17 protein-coding genes are annotated in these 17,049 nt (G+C 40.8%); all 17 read right to left on the bottom strand.

Features of this window, described 5'->3' with window-relative positions:
- Positions 1 to 27: 27 nt before the first annotated feature.
- Complete coding sequence (locus G588_RS0103650; protein WP_022777403.1) at positions 28 to 1,050, bottom strand: DUF6709 family protein; 1,023 nt, start codon at positions 1,048 to 1,050, stop codon at positions 28 to 30.
- Positions 1,051 to 1,069: 19 nt separating this feature from the next.
- Positions 1,070 to 2,881 (bottom strand): hypothetical protein, encoded by a 1,812-nt coding sequence (locus G588_RS0103645; protein WP_022777402.1) that lies wholly within the window; start codon positions 2,879 to 2,881, stop codon positions 1,070 to 1,072.
- A 382-nt stretch (positions 2,882 to 3,263) separates the two neighbouring features.
- Positions 3,264 to 3,392: a hypothetical protein gene (locus G588_RS23245; protein ID WP_278246665.1), complete on the bottom strand. Its 129-nt coding sequence runs from the start codon at positions 3,390 to 3,392 to the stop codon at positions 3,264 to 3,266.
- 435 nt (positions 3,393 to 3,827) lie between these two features.
- A complete protein-coding gene (gene deoD, locus G588_RS0103635) occupies positions 3,828 to 4,535 on the bottom strand; it encodes a purine-nucleoside phosphorylase (protein WP_022777400.1) in 708 nt (235 codons plus the stop codon).
- A gap of 23 nt (positions 4,536 to 4,558) precedes the next feature.
- Positions 4,559 to 5,449 carry a DUF3881 family protein gene (locus G588_RS0103630; protein WP_022777399.1) on the bottom strand — a complete coding sequence of 297 codons (891 nt, stop codon included), beginning with the start codon at positions 5,447 to 5,449 and terminating at the stop codon, positions 4,559 to 4,561.
- 41 nt (positions 5,450 to 5,490) lie between these two features.
- Positions 5,491 to 6,777, bottom strand: a complete 1,287-nt coding sequence (gene serS, locus G588_RS0103625; RefSeq protein ID WP_022777398.1) for a serine--tRNA ligase — start codon at positions 6,775 to 6,777, stop codon at positions 5,491 to 5,493.
- Between the two features lie 51 nt (positions 6,778 to 6,828).
- Complete coding sequence (locus G588_RS0103620) at positions 6,829 to 7,350, bottom strand: DUF4446 family protein (protein ID WP_022777397.1); 522 nt, start codon at positions 7,348 to 7,350, stop codon at positions 6,829 to 6,831.
- Between the two features lie 22 nt (positions 7,351 to 7,372).
- Positions 7,373 to 8,272, bottom strand: coding sequence for a ParB/RepB/Spo0J family partition protein (locus G588_RS0103615; RefSeq protein WP_022777396.1), 900 nt, complete (start codon positions 8,270 to 8,272; stop codon positions 7,373 to 7,375).
- 51 nt (positions 8,273 to 8,323) lie between these two features.
- Positions 8,324 to 9,097, bottom strand: coding sequence for a ParA family protein (locus tag G588_RS0103610; RefSeq protein WP_022777395.1), 774 nt, complete (start codon positions 9,095 to 9,097; stop codon positions 8,324 to 8,326).
- A gap of 279 nt (positions 9,098 to 9,376) precedes the next feature.
- Positions 9,377 to 10,117: a 16S rRNA (guanine(527)-N(7))-methyltransferase RsmG gene (gene rsmG / locus G588_RS0103605; protein WP_022777394.1), complete on the bottom strand. Its 741-nt coding sequence runs from the start codon at positions 10,115 to 10,117 to the stop codon at positions 9,377 to 9,379.
- On the bottom strand, positions 10,107 to 12,035 hold the full coding sequence (gene mnmG / locus G588_RS0103600; RefSeq protein WP_022777393.1) for a tRNA uridine-5-carboxymethylaminomethyl(34) synthesis enzyme MnmG: 1,929 nt from the start codon (positions 12,033 to 12,035) through the stop codon (positions 10,107 to 10,109). Before mnmG ends, rsmG begins: the two co-directional genes overlap by 11 nt.
- Positions 12,036 to 12,041: 6 nt before the next feature.
- Positions 12,042 to 13,478, bottom strand: coding sequence for a tRNA uridine-5-carboxymethylaminomethyl(34) synthesis GTPase MnmE (gene mnmE / locus G588_RS0103595; RefSeq protein ID WP_022777392.1), 1,437 nt, complete (start codon positions 13,476 to 13,478; stop codon positions 12,042 to 12,044).
- 128 nt (positions 13,479 to 13,606) lie between these two features.
- On the bottom strand, positions 13,607 to 14,395 hold the full coding sequence (jag, locus tag G588_RS0103590; protein ID WP_022777391.1) for an RNA-binding cell elongation regulator Jag/EloR: 789 nt from the start codon (positions 14,393 to 14,395) through the stop codon (positions 13,607 to 13,609).
- A 26-nt stretch (positions 14,396 to 14,421) separates the two neighbouring features.
- Positions 14,422 to 15,732 carry a YidC/Oxa1 family membrane protein insertase gene (locus G588_RS0103585; RefSeq protein ID WP_022777390.1) on the bottom strand — a complete coding sequence of 437 codons (1,311 nt, stop codon included), beginning with the start codon at positions 15,730 to 15,732 and terminating at the stop codon, positions 14,422 to 14,424.
- Between the two features lie 20 nt (positions 15,733 to 15,752).
- A complete protein-coding gene (yidD, locus tag G588_RS0103580; RefSeq protein ID WP_022777389.1) occupies positions 15,753 to 15,962 on the bottom strand; it encodes a membrane protein insertion efficiency factor YidD in 210 nt (69 codons plus the stop codon).
- Entirely contained in the window at positions 15,959 to 16,309 is a 351-nt protein-coding gene (gene rnpA, locus G588_RS0103575; protein ID WP_022777388.1) for a ribonuclease P protein component, read from the bottom strand. The genes yidD and rnpA overlap by 4 nt, the downstream gene beginning before the upstream one ends.
- 87 nt (positions 16,310 to 16,396) lie before the next feature.
- A complete protein-coding gene (gene rpmH / locus G588_RS0103570; protein WP_013282343.1) occupies positions 16,397 to 16,531 on the bottom strand; it encodes a 50S ribosomal protein L34 in 135 nt (44 codons plus the stop codon).
- Positions 16,532 to 17,049: the final 518 nt, after the last annotated feature.

The following is a 17,049-nucleotide window of genomic DNA, read 5'->3' as shown; positions in this document are numbered from 1 at the left end:
GAGCTTCTTTTTTGAATATTAAAATTATCAAGCGCTCTGCTGTGTATTTTTCCAATAATCACAGTGGTAATAGGTCTGTGCTTCCTTGGTATATCCGAATATAGTTGAAGGATTGTGATAATTAATCTGAGTGAACAGCTCCTTAACAATCGTGTCAGGGTAAGAAGCAAAGAGTGACATGAATGCGATTCTCTTCTTCTTTTTCTTACTTGTGTGCACGTTGACGCAGTTAAATACAGGAATGAAGCAATATCTGAAGGTGTACTTGTAGCACCAGATAATCTCTTCATAAGGAAGAACCTCTAAGCGGTTGTCCGCATATACGAGGTGTCTGGGTGTAAAGAATACACCGCATTTCTTCATAAAAACAGTTCTTGGATCCTCAAGCTCTGCTGCAAGCATCTCTTTATCGCTGTCTGTGAGCTTTTTGCTGTTAACAACATAGCTAAAAACACTTGGAATTCCACCGAGCAGGCAAAGAATTCCCACAACAACAATCAGAAATTCAAGCAAAACATAATTAGAGGATGCATTTGAATTGTAGCCCTCGTAGATAGCAGCGCCCTTGAAATAATCATCAAACTCTTCTCTGTTCATAGGATCTTCAATATCAAACTCAGAGTAGGTCTCGAAGGCCATATCCATGACTTCTTCATCCAGCTCTTTTACCGCACCCAGAACTCTTGCTGTTCCATTACTTGCCACCTCACTGCTAAGAGAGTCAAGCTTACTCTTGGAAGCTTTGATGATATACATTCCGTTGTCATCATACACATAAGCAAACTGCTCTGAGTCATCATAATATGCAAATGCAGCGGGCTTGTTCTGTATATCCACATAGGCAACATAGGAATTATCCTTAATGTACTCGGGGCTTACCATGTCGCTTGCATATGCCTCGGCAAAAGAAATTGCTGCATCTTTACCGGCTTTGTTAATACTGTCGACCTTCTTCTGAACCGGAACTACAAGTGCTGCGCAGATAATTCCGATGATCAGAATCACTAATCTGATTGTAAACTTCCTTTTGATAATACTGTTGTTGATCATAACTTAATTCATTCTCCTCTTATGTATCTGCAAGCAGCTTCAGCATAACAGTAATGTTATCTCTATCCATCTGCTTATAATCAATGTTTTTGCCTGTGACCTTGTTCTCGTATTCGGACAAAGCATCCAGGTCATCCCATGGAATCAGGCATGCATGGCGTCTAGCTGACAGATCCTTGGATATTCTAAGAGACGTATCTGTCTTGAACAGCTCTGCTCTCTTCTTCAATGTTTCTTCATCCATCGTGGCAAATCCCATAGAAAAATGGAAAGCGTTCCAACGATGATGCTCGGTCCTTGCCAGATTCTCAAGAAACTCCTCTGAAATCTTGTCATCTCCGGTAATTCTAAGTCTCTTGAACAGAGCCGTAAGGAAATCGGCGCTGGCTCTGCAGCTCATGCGGCTGAAGTAGTCACATTCGGCCCACTGTCTCTCAAGGTCTCCCTCCTCGCCGTGATAGAAGTGGTTGATCTCCTTGGCGCGGTCATCCATCTTGCCGCCGTAGAGAATATTAGCATCATTAAGACTCCAGATCTTTCTCTCCTCGCCGTATCTGTACTGCCATACGCTGTCGGATGTGCACTGATATACAGGAACCACCCTCTTTTTCTCATGGAAAAGGTCAAGAATATCCGTCGCGATCTCTCTTCCGAGCTCATCATCCCCCACTGCGGTTATCACGTAGTTGATGGTCTCGGCATTGTCTAAGACGTAATTCGTAAGGTGTCTGCTTCTTCCATCCTCTGCAAAGAACTTGATGTCGTAGTTCTCAAGCATAGCATTGTATCTGTATCTGAAGTATCCGTCTATCTTCTCGAATTTAGGATCATATACTCTTACTTTAAAAGAGCTGCCTTCAAACTGTCCGTTGGCAACCAGCTTTTTCAGAACTTCCTGTCCGAGCCTTCCAAATCCCACTAGAAGGATCTCAACGCCGTTTCTGGCATTACCATGTTCATCAAATTCCACCACATCACACAGGGGGAACTTCTGCATCAAAAGTCTTGCGATGAGCTCTGTCTTGTCAAAGACCTTAACCTGTCCGTAGCCGTATTTGCCCGGACCGGCTAAAAGCCTCATTCCTTCCAGCTCTTCTCTTCCTATGATAGTTATACCTGTCTGCTCCGGATTAATTTTGCCTTTTTCAAGGCAGCGAAGAAGCTTCTTGGCATAATCAAAGTTCTGATCTGCGTTGTCGGACAGCGCTGTCAGATGGAGCTTGCTCTTTCCCTTCTTAATTCCCAGCCTCTTAATGAGATGTATGTCAGGATTTAAGGCGGATGGATCCGTGTAGATAAGACCTCCGATCTGTCTTACGTCAGCTTCCCACTTCATGGCGTCGGTATCAACAAACACAACTGATACTCTTTTGCCCTCGGATACTGTTCTGCCGTATTCCAGCGAGCTTTCGTTGATTCCGTAGATGAGTTCAACATCGTTGATCCTAAGGAGCCAGGATCTGAACTTCTTGATGGCACTCTTACCCAGAACCAGGATGAAAACGCTGGCCATAGAATAATACGCCAAAAAGTGCGCTCCCCAGAACATGATATGCCACGGCGAACCTTCACCAACCGCTTCGGTGAACACCGCAACGTTATTCATGCCGGCAAACATACGGCCCGTATCAATTACTGTGCGGAGAACTTCGACTGCGCCCATGTCCGGGCTTTTGGAATATGCGTAGCCGTAAACCAAAAGGCCACCCAGGGAAGCAATAGAAAAAGCAATGCCGACCCACTTCTCACGATTGTCCTGATTTATCGTAAGATAAAGGACCATTGCCATAAAGACTGCTACGGAGAGCAGAATTATCGATAAATTACCCATATTTACCCCACTTTCAATCACTTCCCCACTATACTAAACAAATACGCTCCATTAGTCAACACAAGGTTTTGCCGGCGGTGCAGTATTGGTTACCCGGACGGATAATCGAGGGAGGAGGAAGGGGAGTGTGCAGAAAAGGAGGACGAAAATTCATCTCACGGCCCTGAACACTCCGCTGAGCCCTGAGCAAAAAAGTCGTGCATAAGGCACTCCTTTTTTAGGTCTCATCTCCGTAGGACCGAAATCGATGATTTTTCGTCCTCTTTTCCTGCACACTCCCCTTCCTCCTCCCTCAATTATCCTGTCTCCCTGCAACCACTACTCCTCTTCCCTCGATTATCCTGTCTCCCTGCAACCACTACTCCCCCTCCTCCTCCCTCGATTATCCTGTCTCCCTGCAACCACTACTCCCCCTCCTCCTCCCTCGATTATCCTGTCTCCCTGCAACCACTACTCCCCCTCCTCTTCCCAAAACCTCCTTCTCCCAATCTCGCTCCAACAATCTCCTCAAAAATCCTCCTCCTTCAAAGGCCGCATGGCCCAAAACACCCCACTTCTATTTCGGATAGAAGTGGGGTGCTTAGTCAAAAGTAGCCTCAAAAGAGAATCGCACTTATTTGAATCGCAATACTACCTGCTGTGAATTCACCGCGCAGGCGGACAGTTGTAATAAAGTACATGATTACGGAAATCGTACAAGGAAGTAATTTCAAAGACTTACTAACAGAAGACGCCCAATAAAAATGGAGTACAAAGATTCATCGATTTCGGTTCTGTGGAAATGAGACCTATAAATAGGAGTGCCTTATGCACGACTATTTATGTTCAGGGCTCATTGAAACGTTTAGAACCGTGAGATGTATTTGTGGACTTTATAGTCCCCGGCGTTCCATTACCGAGAGACATAATCTCTATTGTACTTTATTACACTGTCCGCCACCCGGCATCACAGCTGGATTGCGGTCTTAAGTGCGATCTCCATCATATCTGTGAAGGAGGTCTGGCGTTCCTGTGCGGAAAGTTCTTCATTCTTAAACAGATGGTCTGAGCATGTAAGTATCGTCAACGCCTTCTTCCCTGCCTCCGCCGCATTCATATACAGCGCCGGTGTCTCCATCTCAACCGCAAGCGCACCAAAGTTTCTGTACAGCTCACTCTCATTGCACTTTTTATAGAAAGCATCTGAAGAAAGAACGTCTCCAACATGGTATCTTACGCCCTTTTCCTTAGCAATAGCCACAGCCTTCTCAAGGATATCAAAGCTTGCTGTAGGAGCAAAAGTTCCGGGAAGTCCAAACTGGAATCCATAGTTGGAATCTGTGTGAGCACCCTGGGCAAAGATAATATCCATTACATTAACCTTGTCCTGAAGTCCTCCTGCGCTGCCTACTCTGATGATGTTATCAACATCATAGAAATTGTAAAGCTCATAAGTATAAATTCCGATTGAGGGAATTCCCATTCCGTGTCCCATTACAGACACTTCTTTTCCCTCATATTTTCCTGTAAAGCCAAGCATTCCTCTTACTTCGTTAAAGCACTTGATGTCTGTGAGGAAGTTCTCTGCAATAAATTTCGCACGGAGCGGATCACCCGGCATAAGGACGGTCTTAGCAATATCACCTTTTTCTGCACTGTTGTGTGGTGTTGACATTCTAATAATCTCCTTTCGTTTAATTAATTAATAGTATCATCAAAATTGATGACACCCTGCATCCATATATTTCCTTTGAATCTTCTGCCAACTGCAGGCTCACCCAGAAGGTCGACTTCATTAATGCATACGTCGAACTCAAGGTCATTGCAGTTGATGCGCATGATGTGAACTTTTTCCTTGGTAACATAATTGGTAACCACGGTGCATTCGGTGATCTCGCCGAGAACCGAATATTGATCGCACTCAACGCCGTAAGGCATAAAGTATGTATCCACAAGGCTGTACACATCCTGTCTCCTTATCTTCTTGGAGATAGATGTGTAGAGGTCCATATCATCAAGAGTCAGTGATTCGATCGCTGTCTCATCACCTCGTCTTGCATTGTTAATAAGATTATTTCTGTAATTACTCTTTTTCCTGGCCACAGCCTTCTCCTCATCGGTCTTGGCTATGGGCATCAGTATCTGTCCCTTGATTGACAGGGATGAGAGACTAAGACTCGTTCCCTTGATTGGGAATTTGTTCTCGTTCTCAAGCTTCACATAAGGAACCATATTCTGAAGGTAGTAGATAAGAGTTACACCGATCCTGGGCTCGTTCACCACGCCCGCATAGGAATACTGGGCTGCGTGGCGCTCAACATTTATATCCTCCTCGGTGCTGACACCGGTGGGAATAAGATAAGGATAATAGTATTCGTAAATGAATTTGTCCTCATCGTCGAACTCGCCGCAGACAGCCACACCTATACGATCCGCGTAATCCTTGGCAAACTCCGCCAGCATAACATTGTCCCCGGTGGTTATGTAGGATCTTTTCTCAGCATTCTGAATGGATGCGGTTATCAGTTTTATTAATTCTTTTCTGTCTTTGATCTGGGAAAAACCCACAGCACGCAGGAACTTATGCAAATGGATTACACCTCTTTTCTAATACCTATTTTGCTAAAAAATTATTTGGTGGGAACAAGAACTTCCTTGCCACCCATGTAAGGACGAAGAACCTCAGGGATTCTTACGCTGCCGTCTGCCTGGAGATTGTTCTCAAGGAAGGCGATGAGCATTCTCGGAGGAGCAACAACTGTGTTGTTAAGTGTGTGGGCAAGGTAGTTGCCGTCCTTACCTTTGATTCTGATCTTAAGTCTTCTTGCCTGAGCATCGCCAAGGTTAGAGCAGCTACCAACCTCGAAGTACTTCTTCTGTCTTGGTGACCAAGCCTCTACGTCGCAGCTCTTGCACTTAAGATCTGCAAGGTCTCCTGAGCAGCACTCAAGGGTACGTACCGGAATATCCATTGATCTGAAGAGATCTACTGTATTCTTCCAGAGCTTGTCATACCACTCCTTGGACTCCTCTGGCTTACAGATAACAACCATCTCCTGTTTCTCGAACTGGTGGATTCTGTAAACACCTCTCTCCTCGATACCATGTGCACCCTTCTCTTTTCTGAAGCAAGGTGAGTAGCTGGTAAGAGCCTTGGGCATCTCTTCCTCAGGAATGATCTGATCAATGAACTTACCGATCATTGAGTGCTCTGAAGTTCCGATAAGGTACAGATCCTCGCCCTCGATCTTGTACATCATTGCCTCCATCTCAGGGAAGCTCATAACACCTGCAACTACATTGCCGTGGATCATGAAGGGAGGTACACAGTAGGTGAACCCTCTGTCGATCATGAAATCTCTTGCATAAGAAATAACTGCTGAGTGAAGTCTTGCGATGTCGCCCATAAGATAATAGAAACCATTACCTGCAACTCTTCTTGCTGCGTCAAGGTCGATACCGTTGAAGGACTCCATGATATCTGTGTGATAAGGAATCTCGAAATCGGGAACTACAGGCTCACCGAACTTCTCAATCTCCACATTCTGTGAATCATCTTTTCCGATCGGAACTGACTCATCTATGATCTGAGGAATGATCATCATCTTGTTTGTTACTTCCTCATCCAGCTCCTTCTGCTTAGCCTCCAGCTCATTAAGTCTCTCAGCCTCTTTTGCAACCTCATCCTTGAGAGCCATGGCCTCTTCCTTCTTGCCCTGAGCCATAAGTGCTCCGATTTCCTTGGAAATCTTGTTGCGGTTAGAACGGATCTGGTCTGCCTCCTGCTGATTTGATCTTCTCTGCTCGTCAAGTGCGATTACCTCATCAACAAGCGGAAGCTTCTCATCCTGAAATTTTTTCTTGATGTTCTCTCTTACTACGTCAGGATTCTCACGTAAGAATTTAATGTCGATCATTCCTGTATTCCTCCAAAAATATTTATAATATTATATTGCATACAATTTAATTTATCTATTCACACTGTTAAGAGCAATCTCAAGAGCTTTTTTCTCCTCACCGGTAAGCTCAACATCCGCAACTCCTGCGGTGATGTTCTTGGAATATGAATAGTTGATGCCATCAGCACTATGAACTGAATTGATGAGGATACCATTGTCCTCCTCATCAAGAAAGCATATAGCATAGCTAAGCTTTCCACCTGTCTGATCAAAAGCGTCGTACTTATGAAGTCCCAGCTTCTGAACAGTATGTACCATTCTTCTATTAATATCAATGATATCTTTTCTGTTTTTGTCATTTTCGGCTTTGATAGCTCTGTTGTTGTGGAAGATTCCTATAATTTCATCTTCCAGGGATTCAGCTTCTTTGCCATTCATGAATTTATTGTATTTTCTCTCAAGCTTCTTAAGTCTGCTGCTCTGAACAAATACCAGAACAAATGCTACGATCAGAAGAACCAGCATAACGATAAAAAGAATTGCCGGGTCCAGGCCGCTAAGTCCTATTGCCGAAAAAATACTGCTCTCCATTAATTATTCCCCCAACCAATATTTATTCTTTGCAAAGTCTGTCAGTAATCTTCTCAAGATCATCATTGCTGTAGAATTCTATCTCGATCTTACCGGCTCCGTCACCCTTGGAGATAATATCAACCTTGGTTCCGATTGCCTGTTTGCACTTCTCAGCAACACTGGCATATACGGCTTCGAGACTCTCATTCTTCTTGGCGGATTTCTTCTTGGAAGTCTTACCAAGATTCTTAACCAGCTTCTCTGTCTCACGTACGCTGAGTTTCTCATCGAAAACCTTCTGAGCCAGCTGGAACTGTTCTTCGGGATCCTCTACAGGAATAAGTGCTCTTGCATGTCCACTGGTAATCTGTTCATCAATTACCATCTGTCTTACTTTCTCACAGAGCTTAAGGAGTCTCAAAGAGTTGGTAATATATACTCTACTCTTTGACATCTTCTCAGCAACATGCTCCTGAGTATATCCGAATTCATCGATAAGTCTCTTGAAAGCTAATGCTTCTTCAATTGAATTTATATCTTCTCTCTGCAGGTTATCGATAAGTGCTATCTCAGCGATCTCCTGCTCGGTAAGATTTCTGATTATTACAGGGACTTCCTTAAGTCCAAGTTTCTGTGCTGCTCTCCATCTTCTCTCACCGCCGACGATCTCATAGTGATCACCTCTGTCTACTACGGTGAGGGGTTCAAGCATTCCGAACTGCTTAATTGAATCCGCAAGTTCTAATAACTTATCCTCGTCAAAAGTTTTTCTTGGCTGATTTCTGTTTGGTTCAACCTTTGTGATCTTTACATTAGTAACCTGTCCCTCGACCGGAGTATCGGATACCTTTTCCTCTTTGGTCTTAGTGGGTGTTACCTTAGCGGGGATCAGAGAGTCGATTCCTTTTCCCAATCCTCTTTTTGCATTCTTCGCTGCCATGTTCTCCTCCAACTATATTAAATGACCTTGGTCATTCATCGGCTTATAATATCAAAACTTTCTTGCGATCACTTCATCAGCAAGAAGTCTGTATGCTTCTGCACCTGCGGACTTGGGTTCGTATAAATTAATAGGAAGTCCGTAGCTGGGTGCCTCCGCAAGACGAATATTTCTGGGAATGATTGTCTTATATACATTCTCTTCAATATGCTCTTTTACATTTTCAACAACCTGAAGGGAAAGATTGGTTCTGGCATCAAACATTGTGAATACCACACCCTCCATCTCAAGTTCAGGATTAAGTCTTTCCTTAACCAGGTTAACAGTATGTACAAGCTGTCCCAAACCTTCCAATGCATAATACTCACACTGAATAGGAACAAGTACTGTGCTGGCTGTTGTCATAGAATTGATTGTCAGCATACTAAGTGACGGCGGACAATCAATGATGATAAAGTCGTAATTATCTTTTACTTCTGCAATTGCTTCTTTAAGAATGTACTCTTTCTGATCTGCGTCGATAAGTTCTATCTCTACTGCAGCAAGATTAACATTTGAAGGAATGATATCAAGTCCATTAAGATCTTCCACTACATCTTTGTGAATAGCTTCATCTACAGAACACTCCCCTATCATTAGTTCATAGATGGTATTCTCAAGCTCGTTTTTATCAAGACCAAATCCACTGGTGGTATTACCCTGGGGATCGGTATCAATAACAAGGACCTTTTTCCCTTTCTCAGCAAGTGCTGCTGCAAGATTAATTGAGGTTGTTGTCTTACCGACTCCACCTTTTTGATTAGCGATAGCAATGATTCTTCCCATTTCTCCTCCCACTCTCTTTAAACACTAATTTGATTTTAGCACAATACAAATACCTTTGCCCAAAAATTTTACTTTTAGGTTGGTTTTTCTAGATATTGTGGTCTGTAATTGTAGTCATATTTAGTACAATTATCGGGATAATATTAATGTTTCACGGTTTTAATACAATATATTGGGTATTAATGTTTCACGTGAAACAATTTTTAGTAGAACAAATAATTTAAATAGTAATGTTTCACGTGAAACATTCAGTTAATACAAAATTTATAATCACAATATCTATTGCAGAGGTTGTTTCGAAGGAATTCCTGCTTTACGAGGATATTTTTTGGAAGTCTTTTCAATCTTATCCACTATACATATTGTTCTGCTGATATCAGAATCAGGAAGCATGAACTCCTGACAATCAGATAACTTACCACCTAATAGATGGAGTGCACCCTTTGCATTTTGTAATTCTTCAGATGCTTTTTCACTTTTGAAAGCGATGAACTTACCGCCAACTTTAACATAGGGTAAACAGTACTCTGATAGAGTAGCCATATTTGCAACTGCTCTTGATACAGCAATATCAAAAGTCTCTCTAAGTGAACCTTCCTTTGCCATTGAAAAATCTTCTGCTCTTCCATGAAGGGTATGTATATCACCCTCACTGTTAAGATCCAGTTTATCAATAACATCATTCAAGAAGTTCAATCTCTTATTAAGAGAGTCAAGTAATGTTACCTTCAGATTAGGAAACATTATCTTAAGAGGTATACCCGGAAATCCTGCTCCGGTTCCGATATCAACAAGTGAATATTCCTCTTTGGAAAAATCAAAGTACTTGGCGGCTGAAACACTATCAACAAAATGTAACTTACATACATCTTCGAACTCTGTTATAGCAGTGAGGTTCATTACCTTATTTGTCTCAACAAGCATCTCATAATAGGTATTGAATTGTTCAAGCTGCTTATCAGATATACTAAGTCCCAGCTCCTCAAAATCTTTAATCATTGTTGAATACTTAGCTCTCATCACTGTTTCCTCTATTCATAGAATCAAGGTAAATAATAAGTACCGATACATCAGCAGGATTAACACCACCGATTCTTGATGCCTGTCCTATATTCTTTGGTCTGAATCTTTCAAGTTTCTGTCTTGCTTCAAGTCTGAGACTTGAAACATCATCATAATTAATATCAGCAGGAATAAGTCTCTTCTCAAGTTTCTTGAACTGCTCAACCTGTCTCTCCTGTCTCTGGATATAACCTTCATATCTTATGGTTATCTCAACCTGTTCTATTACATCCTTAGGAAGCTCTACTCTATCATTATCAATCTCAGCAAGAGAATAATAATTGAATTCTGGTCTGCATATAAGTTCAGCCAAAGAAGTTGCTGTTTTAAGAGTCGAACTACCATGCTCTTCCATGAATTTCTGTATTCGTGCATTGGCACCGACAGTTGCTTTCTTTAAACGTTCTACTTCTTTTTCTATAGAATCAATCTTATCAACTAACTTGTTATATCTTTCTTCATCAATAAGACCTACTTCATAACCTTTTTTACGAAGTCTTATGTCTGCATTATCCTGTCTGAGTAATAATCTATACTCAGCTCTTGAAGTCATCATACGATAAGGTTCAAGGTTTTCTTTTGTAACCAGGTCATCAACAAGTACTCCGATATAACCTTCAGATCTATCAATCTCAAGATAAGGTTTGCGAAAAATCTGCATTGCAGCATTGATACCAGCATAAAGCCCCTGTGCTGCCGCTTCTTCATATCCGCTACTTCCGTTAAACTGTCCTGCGGAAAAAAGACCTCTTATATTCTTAATCTCAAGAGTAGGTGACAGCTGTCCCGGACATAAGCAATCATACTCAATTGCATAAGCCGACTTAACAATCTTGCAATTCTCAAGTCCCGGAACAGTTCTGTACATTGCAAGCTGAACATCCTCAGGAAGTGAAGAACTCATTCCATCAATGTACATCTCATTTGTAAATGTTCCCTCAGGTTCAACAAACACCTGATGTCTCTCATGATCAGGGAACTTAACGACTTTATCTTCAATAGAAGGACAATATCTTGGTCCAACACCTTCAATGATTCCGGCATAAATTGGAGACCTATCGATATTAGCTCTTATTATCTCATGGGTCTTCTCATTGGTATAAGTAAGCCAACAGGAAACTTGTTCTTTTTGAATAGTTTCCACATCAGTATCAAAGGAAAATGGAATAACCGGAGTATCACCAAACTGCTCCGACATCTTAGAGAAGTCAATTGAATTGCCATCCATTCTGGCGGGAGTTCCTGTCTTGAATCTTCTAAGTTCAATTCCGGCTTTAATAAGTGAATCAGATAACAAGTTAGAAGGCTGAAGACCATTTGGTCCGCTGTAAGTGATAGCCTCACCTGTAAGACATCTGCTCTTTAAGTAAGTTCCTGTGCAAAGAATTACTGCCTTAGCCTCATAGATGATTCCGGAAAAAATCTTTACACCTACAATTTTCTCTTTGTAGCCATCCTTCTTAATATCATCTGCAGCTTCTTCAAAAAGAATCTCTGAAACCTCGGCCTGTTTTATCGTAAGGTTCTTTTGATTCTCCAAAACTTTTTTCATAGCTTTGGAATATTCCATTTTATCTGCCTGGCATCTGAGTGAATGAACAGCAGGTCCCTTAGAAGTATTGAGCATCTTGGACTGCAAAAATGTCTTATCAATATTCTTACCCATCTCTCCACCAAGAGCATCAATCTCTCTGACAAGATGTCCCTTGGAAGATCCACCTATATGTGGATTGCAGGGCATGAATGCAATATTATCTGCACTCATTGTAAATATCACAGTCTCAAGTCCAAGTCTTGCACAGGCAAGAGCTGCTTCACAGCCGGCATGTCCGGCACCGATTACGGCTACATCAATTTTCTCGCGTATTTCTGTCATAATATCTTACTTTCCCATACAGAATTTGGAGAAGATTTCTTCAACAAGATCATCTCCAACTTCTTCACCAATTATTTCACCAAGATAAGCATAAGCATTTGAAAGGTCCACGGTAAAAAAGTCTTCCGAAAGGCCAATGTCTATACTTTGCTCAACAAGTTTCAAACTGTCATAGGATTTTTTTAAAAGATCCTTATGACGAAGATTAGTAATAAATAGTTCCTGCTTCGGCGCAATATCACCGTTAAGGAAAAGATCCGAAACAGCTTTCTTCAAATCTTCGAGTCCATTTCCTTTAAGCATTGAAGTTCTTATAATAGGTAATTTATCATTTTTATCATCTGAAAAATGCATACGAACAATATCATCTGTTATCTTAATATCATTTTGCAGATCGTCTTTATTTAGAAGTACTATTGTCTTCTTATCTTTGCAAAGATCAATAATATCTTTGTCTTCATCATCAAGTTCAGAAGTAGAATCAAGAATATACAGAACAAGTTCTGCTTCTGTAACTTTTTCTTTGGCCTTATCAACACCGATCTTCTCGATAATATCATCGGTATTTCTGATTCCGGCAGTATCTATAACATGAAGAACTATGTCTCCAAGTCTTACTGTCTCTTCAATAATATCTCTTGTAGTTCCGGCAATATCTGTAACTATTGCTCTCTCATCTCCGGTCAGTGCATTGAGAAGAGATGATTTGCCGGCATTAGGCTTACCAACAATAACTGTTTTAATACCATCTTTTCTAATCTTACCCTCATCAGCGGAGGTTATCAATTTATCGATAACTTTTGCAACATCTTCGGTAACGATTTTGAGCTTCTCAGGGTAACCGGTAAGATCATAATTCTCCGGATCATCCAGAGCAGATTCTATAAATGCCATCTCATAAATTATTCTTCCACGAAGCTCTTTGATCTTATTATAAATACTACCCTTTAATTGCTGTCTTGAACTCTCAAGTGCGAAATTGTTCTGAGCACTTATGATATCCATAATCGCTTCAGCTTTGGTCAAATCAATTCGTCCATTCAAAAATGCTCTCTTAGTAAACTCACCGGGCTCAGCAAGTCTGCATCCGTTATCAATCAGCAACGTAAGAATCTGATTCATGATCAGCATACCGCCATGGGAATTGATCTCAATAACATCTTCCCTGGTATAACTCTTAGGCCCCTTCATATAAGAAATCATAACTTCATCGATAATTCTCTTATCTTCAGTCTGTGATTCATCACAAATAAAGCCATACTTAATAGTATTAGGCTCATGAGATGCAAGATTATGTTCACCCTTAGGCGAAACAAAAATCTTGCTGCATATTTCCACTGCGTCTCTGCCACTTACTCTGATTATTCCAATACCTGCATCAGACATAGCAGTCGCAATAGCACAAATTGTATCATCTCCAAAATTATTCAAAACAGAAGCCATAACTTATCCACATCTATTATCAAAAAAAGGTCAACTTTTCACTAATAATACTATAGCACAATAGACAAAAAAAGAACCCGCTCACTCTGACAACGGGTTAAAGGAAGCAGGTTCTTTTTAATAGTTAATTACTTTTTGAGAGTAACTACAACTCTACGGAAAGGCTCATCTCCCTCACTATGAGTTGTAACGTATCTGTCGTTCTGAAGAGCTGAATGAATAATTCTTCTCTCATAAGGATTCATAGGCTCAAGCGCAACTGACTGTCTTGACTTTCTAACCTTATAAGAAATGTTCTTTGCAAGGTTCTCAAGAGTTGCCTTTCTTCTCTCACGATAGTTCTCGGTATCAACCTTAACATGAATATAATCTGAAGAATCTCTGTTAACAACAAGTGAGATAAGGTACTGGAGAGAATCCAGTGTTTGTCCTCTCTTACCGATAAGGACTCCCATTTCATCACCGCTCAGTTCAACATCAAGAATTCTGTCATTCTCATTGTACTTGGCGCTTATCTTAACTTCCATCTTCATAGCACCAAATACTTCGTTAAGGAAGGAATTAGCTGCATCGACAAGCTTTGCACCGTCAACATCCGATACTTTCTTCTCTTCCTTCTTAGCCTCAGTCTTAACAGCTGCAGGCTTGTTCTCTTTAACTTCCTTAACTTCCTTGGAAGCTTTGTTTTCCTTAGCGGGCTTGTTCTCAACAGGCTTCTTTACTTCTTCAACAACTTCAGGCTTTTCTTCCTTAATTCTTGCCTTGATAATTGCCGGCTTGGCATTGATTCCCAAAAATCCTGCGGAACCATTTGATACTACTTCATACTCAAGTCTATCACTAGGTACTCCGAAGCTCTCGCAGGCTTCGGTAATAGCATCGTCAACGTTCTTTGCAGTAAACTCCTTAAACTCCATTATAACCTCCCACAATCATAAGCAATTTATTGCTTGTTATTATTTTCATTAAACTCCTTGACCATATTTGCCTTTGCTAAAAGAGAATTCTTCTTGATTTCTTTGCCCTGGTAAATAGATCTTGTCTTCTCAAGGGCCTTCTCATTCTCCTTAGTTGAAGAAGAGATGGACTGTGTCTTATTGATGGTTCTTGTAGACATGTTTGCATAGCGGTTCATCTGAGGAGAAGTCTTCATCTTTTCCATTTTTTTCTTGTACTTCTCGGTATTCTTGGCTATTTCTGCATCAATGTCTGTATTATCAATGTGCTTGTTGATAACAATCTGCTGAATTGATCTGATAACAGCACCGGCGATCCAGTAAATACCCATACCTGCAGGAAGACTCAAGCAGAAGAACGCTGACATGAAAGGCATCATGATATTCATTGTCTTCATGGACTGAGCCATCTGTGCTGACGGATCATCGGGATCTACCTTGCCACCATTGTTATCAGCTGCCTGAGGCATAAGCTTGGTGTTGATCCACTGTGTAAGAGCAGCCAGGGCAGGAACAAGAATACCTCCGATAAGAAGAAGGAACTGCTTGTTGGCAAATGCTGTCTGGATCATTTCCAAAGGTGCCTGACCAATGTTAAGACCAAGGAATGAATTGAAATGATTCAGAGTGCTGTGTGTTGCATCAATTGATGATGAAAGTCCTGTAAAATGTTCCTGGAGACTTGTCCAGTCTGCTGTTGTTGCCTTATTAAGAACATCGATGTAGGTATTCTCTACATAATCAACATTGCCTGCAACAAAAGCATCATTGGTAAACTGCTTGGCAAAACCAGATGCACCCTTGAGAGTCTGCATGAACTCAGCAGCTCCGTCAGTAGTTCTGAGCTGCTCAACAAGGGGATAAAAAGCATTTCTTACGATAGTAACGTAAGCGGGAATTGCATAGATAACACGATAAAGAGCAAACAAGATAGGCATCTGAATAATGAGCTGTAGACAGCTACCTGTCTGAGAAACACCGTATTTTGCATAGAGCTCTTTGGTCTCCTGCTGCATAGCAAGCATTGAATCGTTATCCTTCTTGCCCTTGTATTTGGCCTGGATAGCCTTAAGTTCAGGACTCATCTTGCTCTGAAGCTTGGAGAATTTCTGCTGCTTATAAGTAAGCGGAAGCAGACACAAATAAATAACAATTGTAAAAATGATAATTGCAAGACCGGTATTAGGAATACCAATAAGATTAAGAACTGTGTAAATTCCGTTCATCAAGTGGCCAAGAAGCCAAGCTACGGGTCCTACAATTTTCCCAGAGTACTGGGTTAACAAAAATCCCTCCAAATTCAACCTCCTCTAAAAGCTCACGGAACCGGATCGTATCCACCGCTGGAAAAAGGATTGCATCTAAGAATCCTCCAAACGGCCAAAAGTCCCCCTTTAAGGGCTCCGTACTTTTCTATTGCTTCTAGTCCGTACTCAGAACAGGTCGGAATATACGGACATTTCGTTCGTTTTAACGGAGACAAATACTTCCTATAAAACTTGATTAATAAGATAAGTATTTTTTTCATTTCTCACCGCCATTTTTTATTATGCGGGCCTTCCCTGCCAGGCTTAAAAGAGCACTCTCAATATCAAAAAAGCTTGCATCTGATGCACAGGCTCTGGCAACGACTACTATATCCAAACCACTATTGAATACATCTTCGTGTAGCCGGTAAGATTCTCGAACAAGTCTTGCAAATCTGTGCCTTACAACACTGTTCCCAATTTTTTTACTGCATGAGATTCCAAGATGATTACGAGAACTGTCATTTTTCCACACATAAACTACAATAAACTTATTGGCATAACTCTTGCCATTCTCATAAACATTGCGGAAATCATCTGTTTTTTTCATTGATTCGGAAAAAAGCATTATTAAGTTTCCTTATAATATAGAAAAAACTGTTTTCAGATTAAAAGACAGAAGAAAAAAGGCCACATAAAACTGCGGCCTTTAAAATCATGCTGATAATCTCTTTCTTCCCTTAGCTCTTCTAGCAGCGAGAACTTTTCTGCCGCCCTTAGTAGCCATTCTTGCTCTGAAGCCGTGAACTCTGGCTCTCTGGAGCTTATGAGGCTGGAATGTCATCTTCATTACGGAAACACCTCCTTCGTCTACAAACTAACCCTTGCGGGTCTGTTAAATGAGAATACATAAATGCATCTCATAATTATCAATTGATTACATCCTGTGTGGAAAAAATCTTTATAATTATAATAAATAAAAATAGGTCAGTCAAGCCTTAAAAACCCTTAAAATATCTTAACTGAAATAAAAAAATTTTTTCAAAAAATCTCCAACAATATATGGTAGATTGAAAAGTTTTCCACAGCAAAATGTTGATTTTGTGGATAACCTGTTGATTAATATTTTTTGACCTGTTTTATCCACATTTTTCATTTTTTTTGTGGATAAAAGGGTTATTAATCGGTTGAAAATTAATCAGAAATCCCGGATTTATGCGGTTTATAACGGTTGAAACCTTAAAGTGGAAAAAAGGGGGTTTTTCCACAACACATATTTTTCACATTTTTTTCAGGCAAAAAATAAAAAGTTATCCACAATTTGATATTAGGTGGCTTTTAATATAAAATAGTAAAAGTTTAAAATTA

The sequence above is a fragment of the Butyrivibrio sp. AE3009 genome (genome assembly GCF_000420845.1).
In the GTDB taxonomy this organism is placed as follows: Bacteria; Bacillota; Clostridia; order Lachnospirales; family Lachnospiraceae; genus Butyrivibrio.
This window is presented reverse-complemented; position numbering and strand designations above follow the sequence as displayed.

What these genes read in the sequence shown, in the direction of transcription:
- G588_RS0103650 (WP_022777403.1), bottom strand. Translation starts at nt 1,050, where the DNA reads ATGATCAACAACAGTATTATCAAAAGGAAGTTTACAATCAGATTAGTG.
- G588_RS0103645 (WP_022777402.1), bottom strand. Translation starts at nt 2,881, where the DNA reads ATGGGTAATTTATCGATAATTCTGCTCTCCGTAGCAGTCTTTATGGCA.
- deoD (WP_022777400.1), bottom strand. Translation starts at nt 4,535, where the DNA reads ATGTCAACACCACACAACAGTGCAGAAAAAGGTGATATTGCTAAGACC.
- serS (WP_022777398.1), bottom strand. Translation starts at nt 6,777, where the DNA reads ATGATCGACATTAAATTCTTACGTGAGAATCCTGACGTAGTAAGAGAG.
- G588_RS0103620 (WP_022777397.1), bottom strand. Translation starts at nt 7,350, where the DNA reads ATGGAGAGCAGTATTTTTTCGGCAATAGGACTTAGCGGCCTGGACCCG.
- G588_RS0103615 (WP_022777396.1), bottom strand. Translation starts at nt 8,272, where the DNA reads ATGGCAGCGAAGAATGCAAAAAGAGGATTGGGAAAAGGAATCGACTCT.
- G588_RS0103610 (WP_022777395.1), bottom strand. Translation starts at nt 9,097, where the DNA reads ATGGGAAGAATCATTGCTATCGCTAATCAAAAAGGTGGAGTCGGTAAG.
- rsmG (WP_022777394.1), bottom strand. Translation starts at nt 10,117, where the DNA reads ATGAGAGCTAAGTATTCAACAATGATTAAAGATTTTGAGGAGCTGGGA.
- mnmG (WP_022777393.1), bottom strand. Translation starts at nt 12,035, where the DNA reads ATGACAGAAATACGCGAGAAAATTGATGTAGCCGTAATCGGTGCCGGA.
- mnmE (WP_022777392.1), bottom strand. Translation starts at nt 13,478, where the DNA reads ATGGCTTCTGTTTTGAATAATTTTGGAGATGATACAATTTGTGCTATT.
- jag (WP_022777391.1), bottom strand. Translation starts at nt 14,395, where the DNA reads ATGGAGTTTAAGGAGTTTACTGCAAAGAACGTTGACGATGCTATTACC.
- yidD (WP_022777389.1), bottom strand. Translation starts at nt 15,962, where the DNA reads ATGAAAAAAATACTTATCTTATTAATCAAGTTTTATAGGAAGTATTTG.
- rnpA (WP_022777388.1), bottom strand. Translation starts at nt 16,309, where the DNA reads ATGCTTTTTTCCGAATCAATGAAAAAAACAGATGATTTCCGCAATGTT.
- rpmH (WP_013282343.1), bottom strand. Translation starts at nt 16,531, where the DNA reads ATGAAGATGACATTCCAGCCTCATAAGCTCCAGAGAGCCAGAGTTCAC.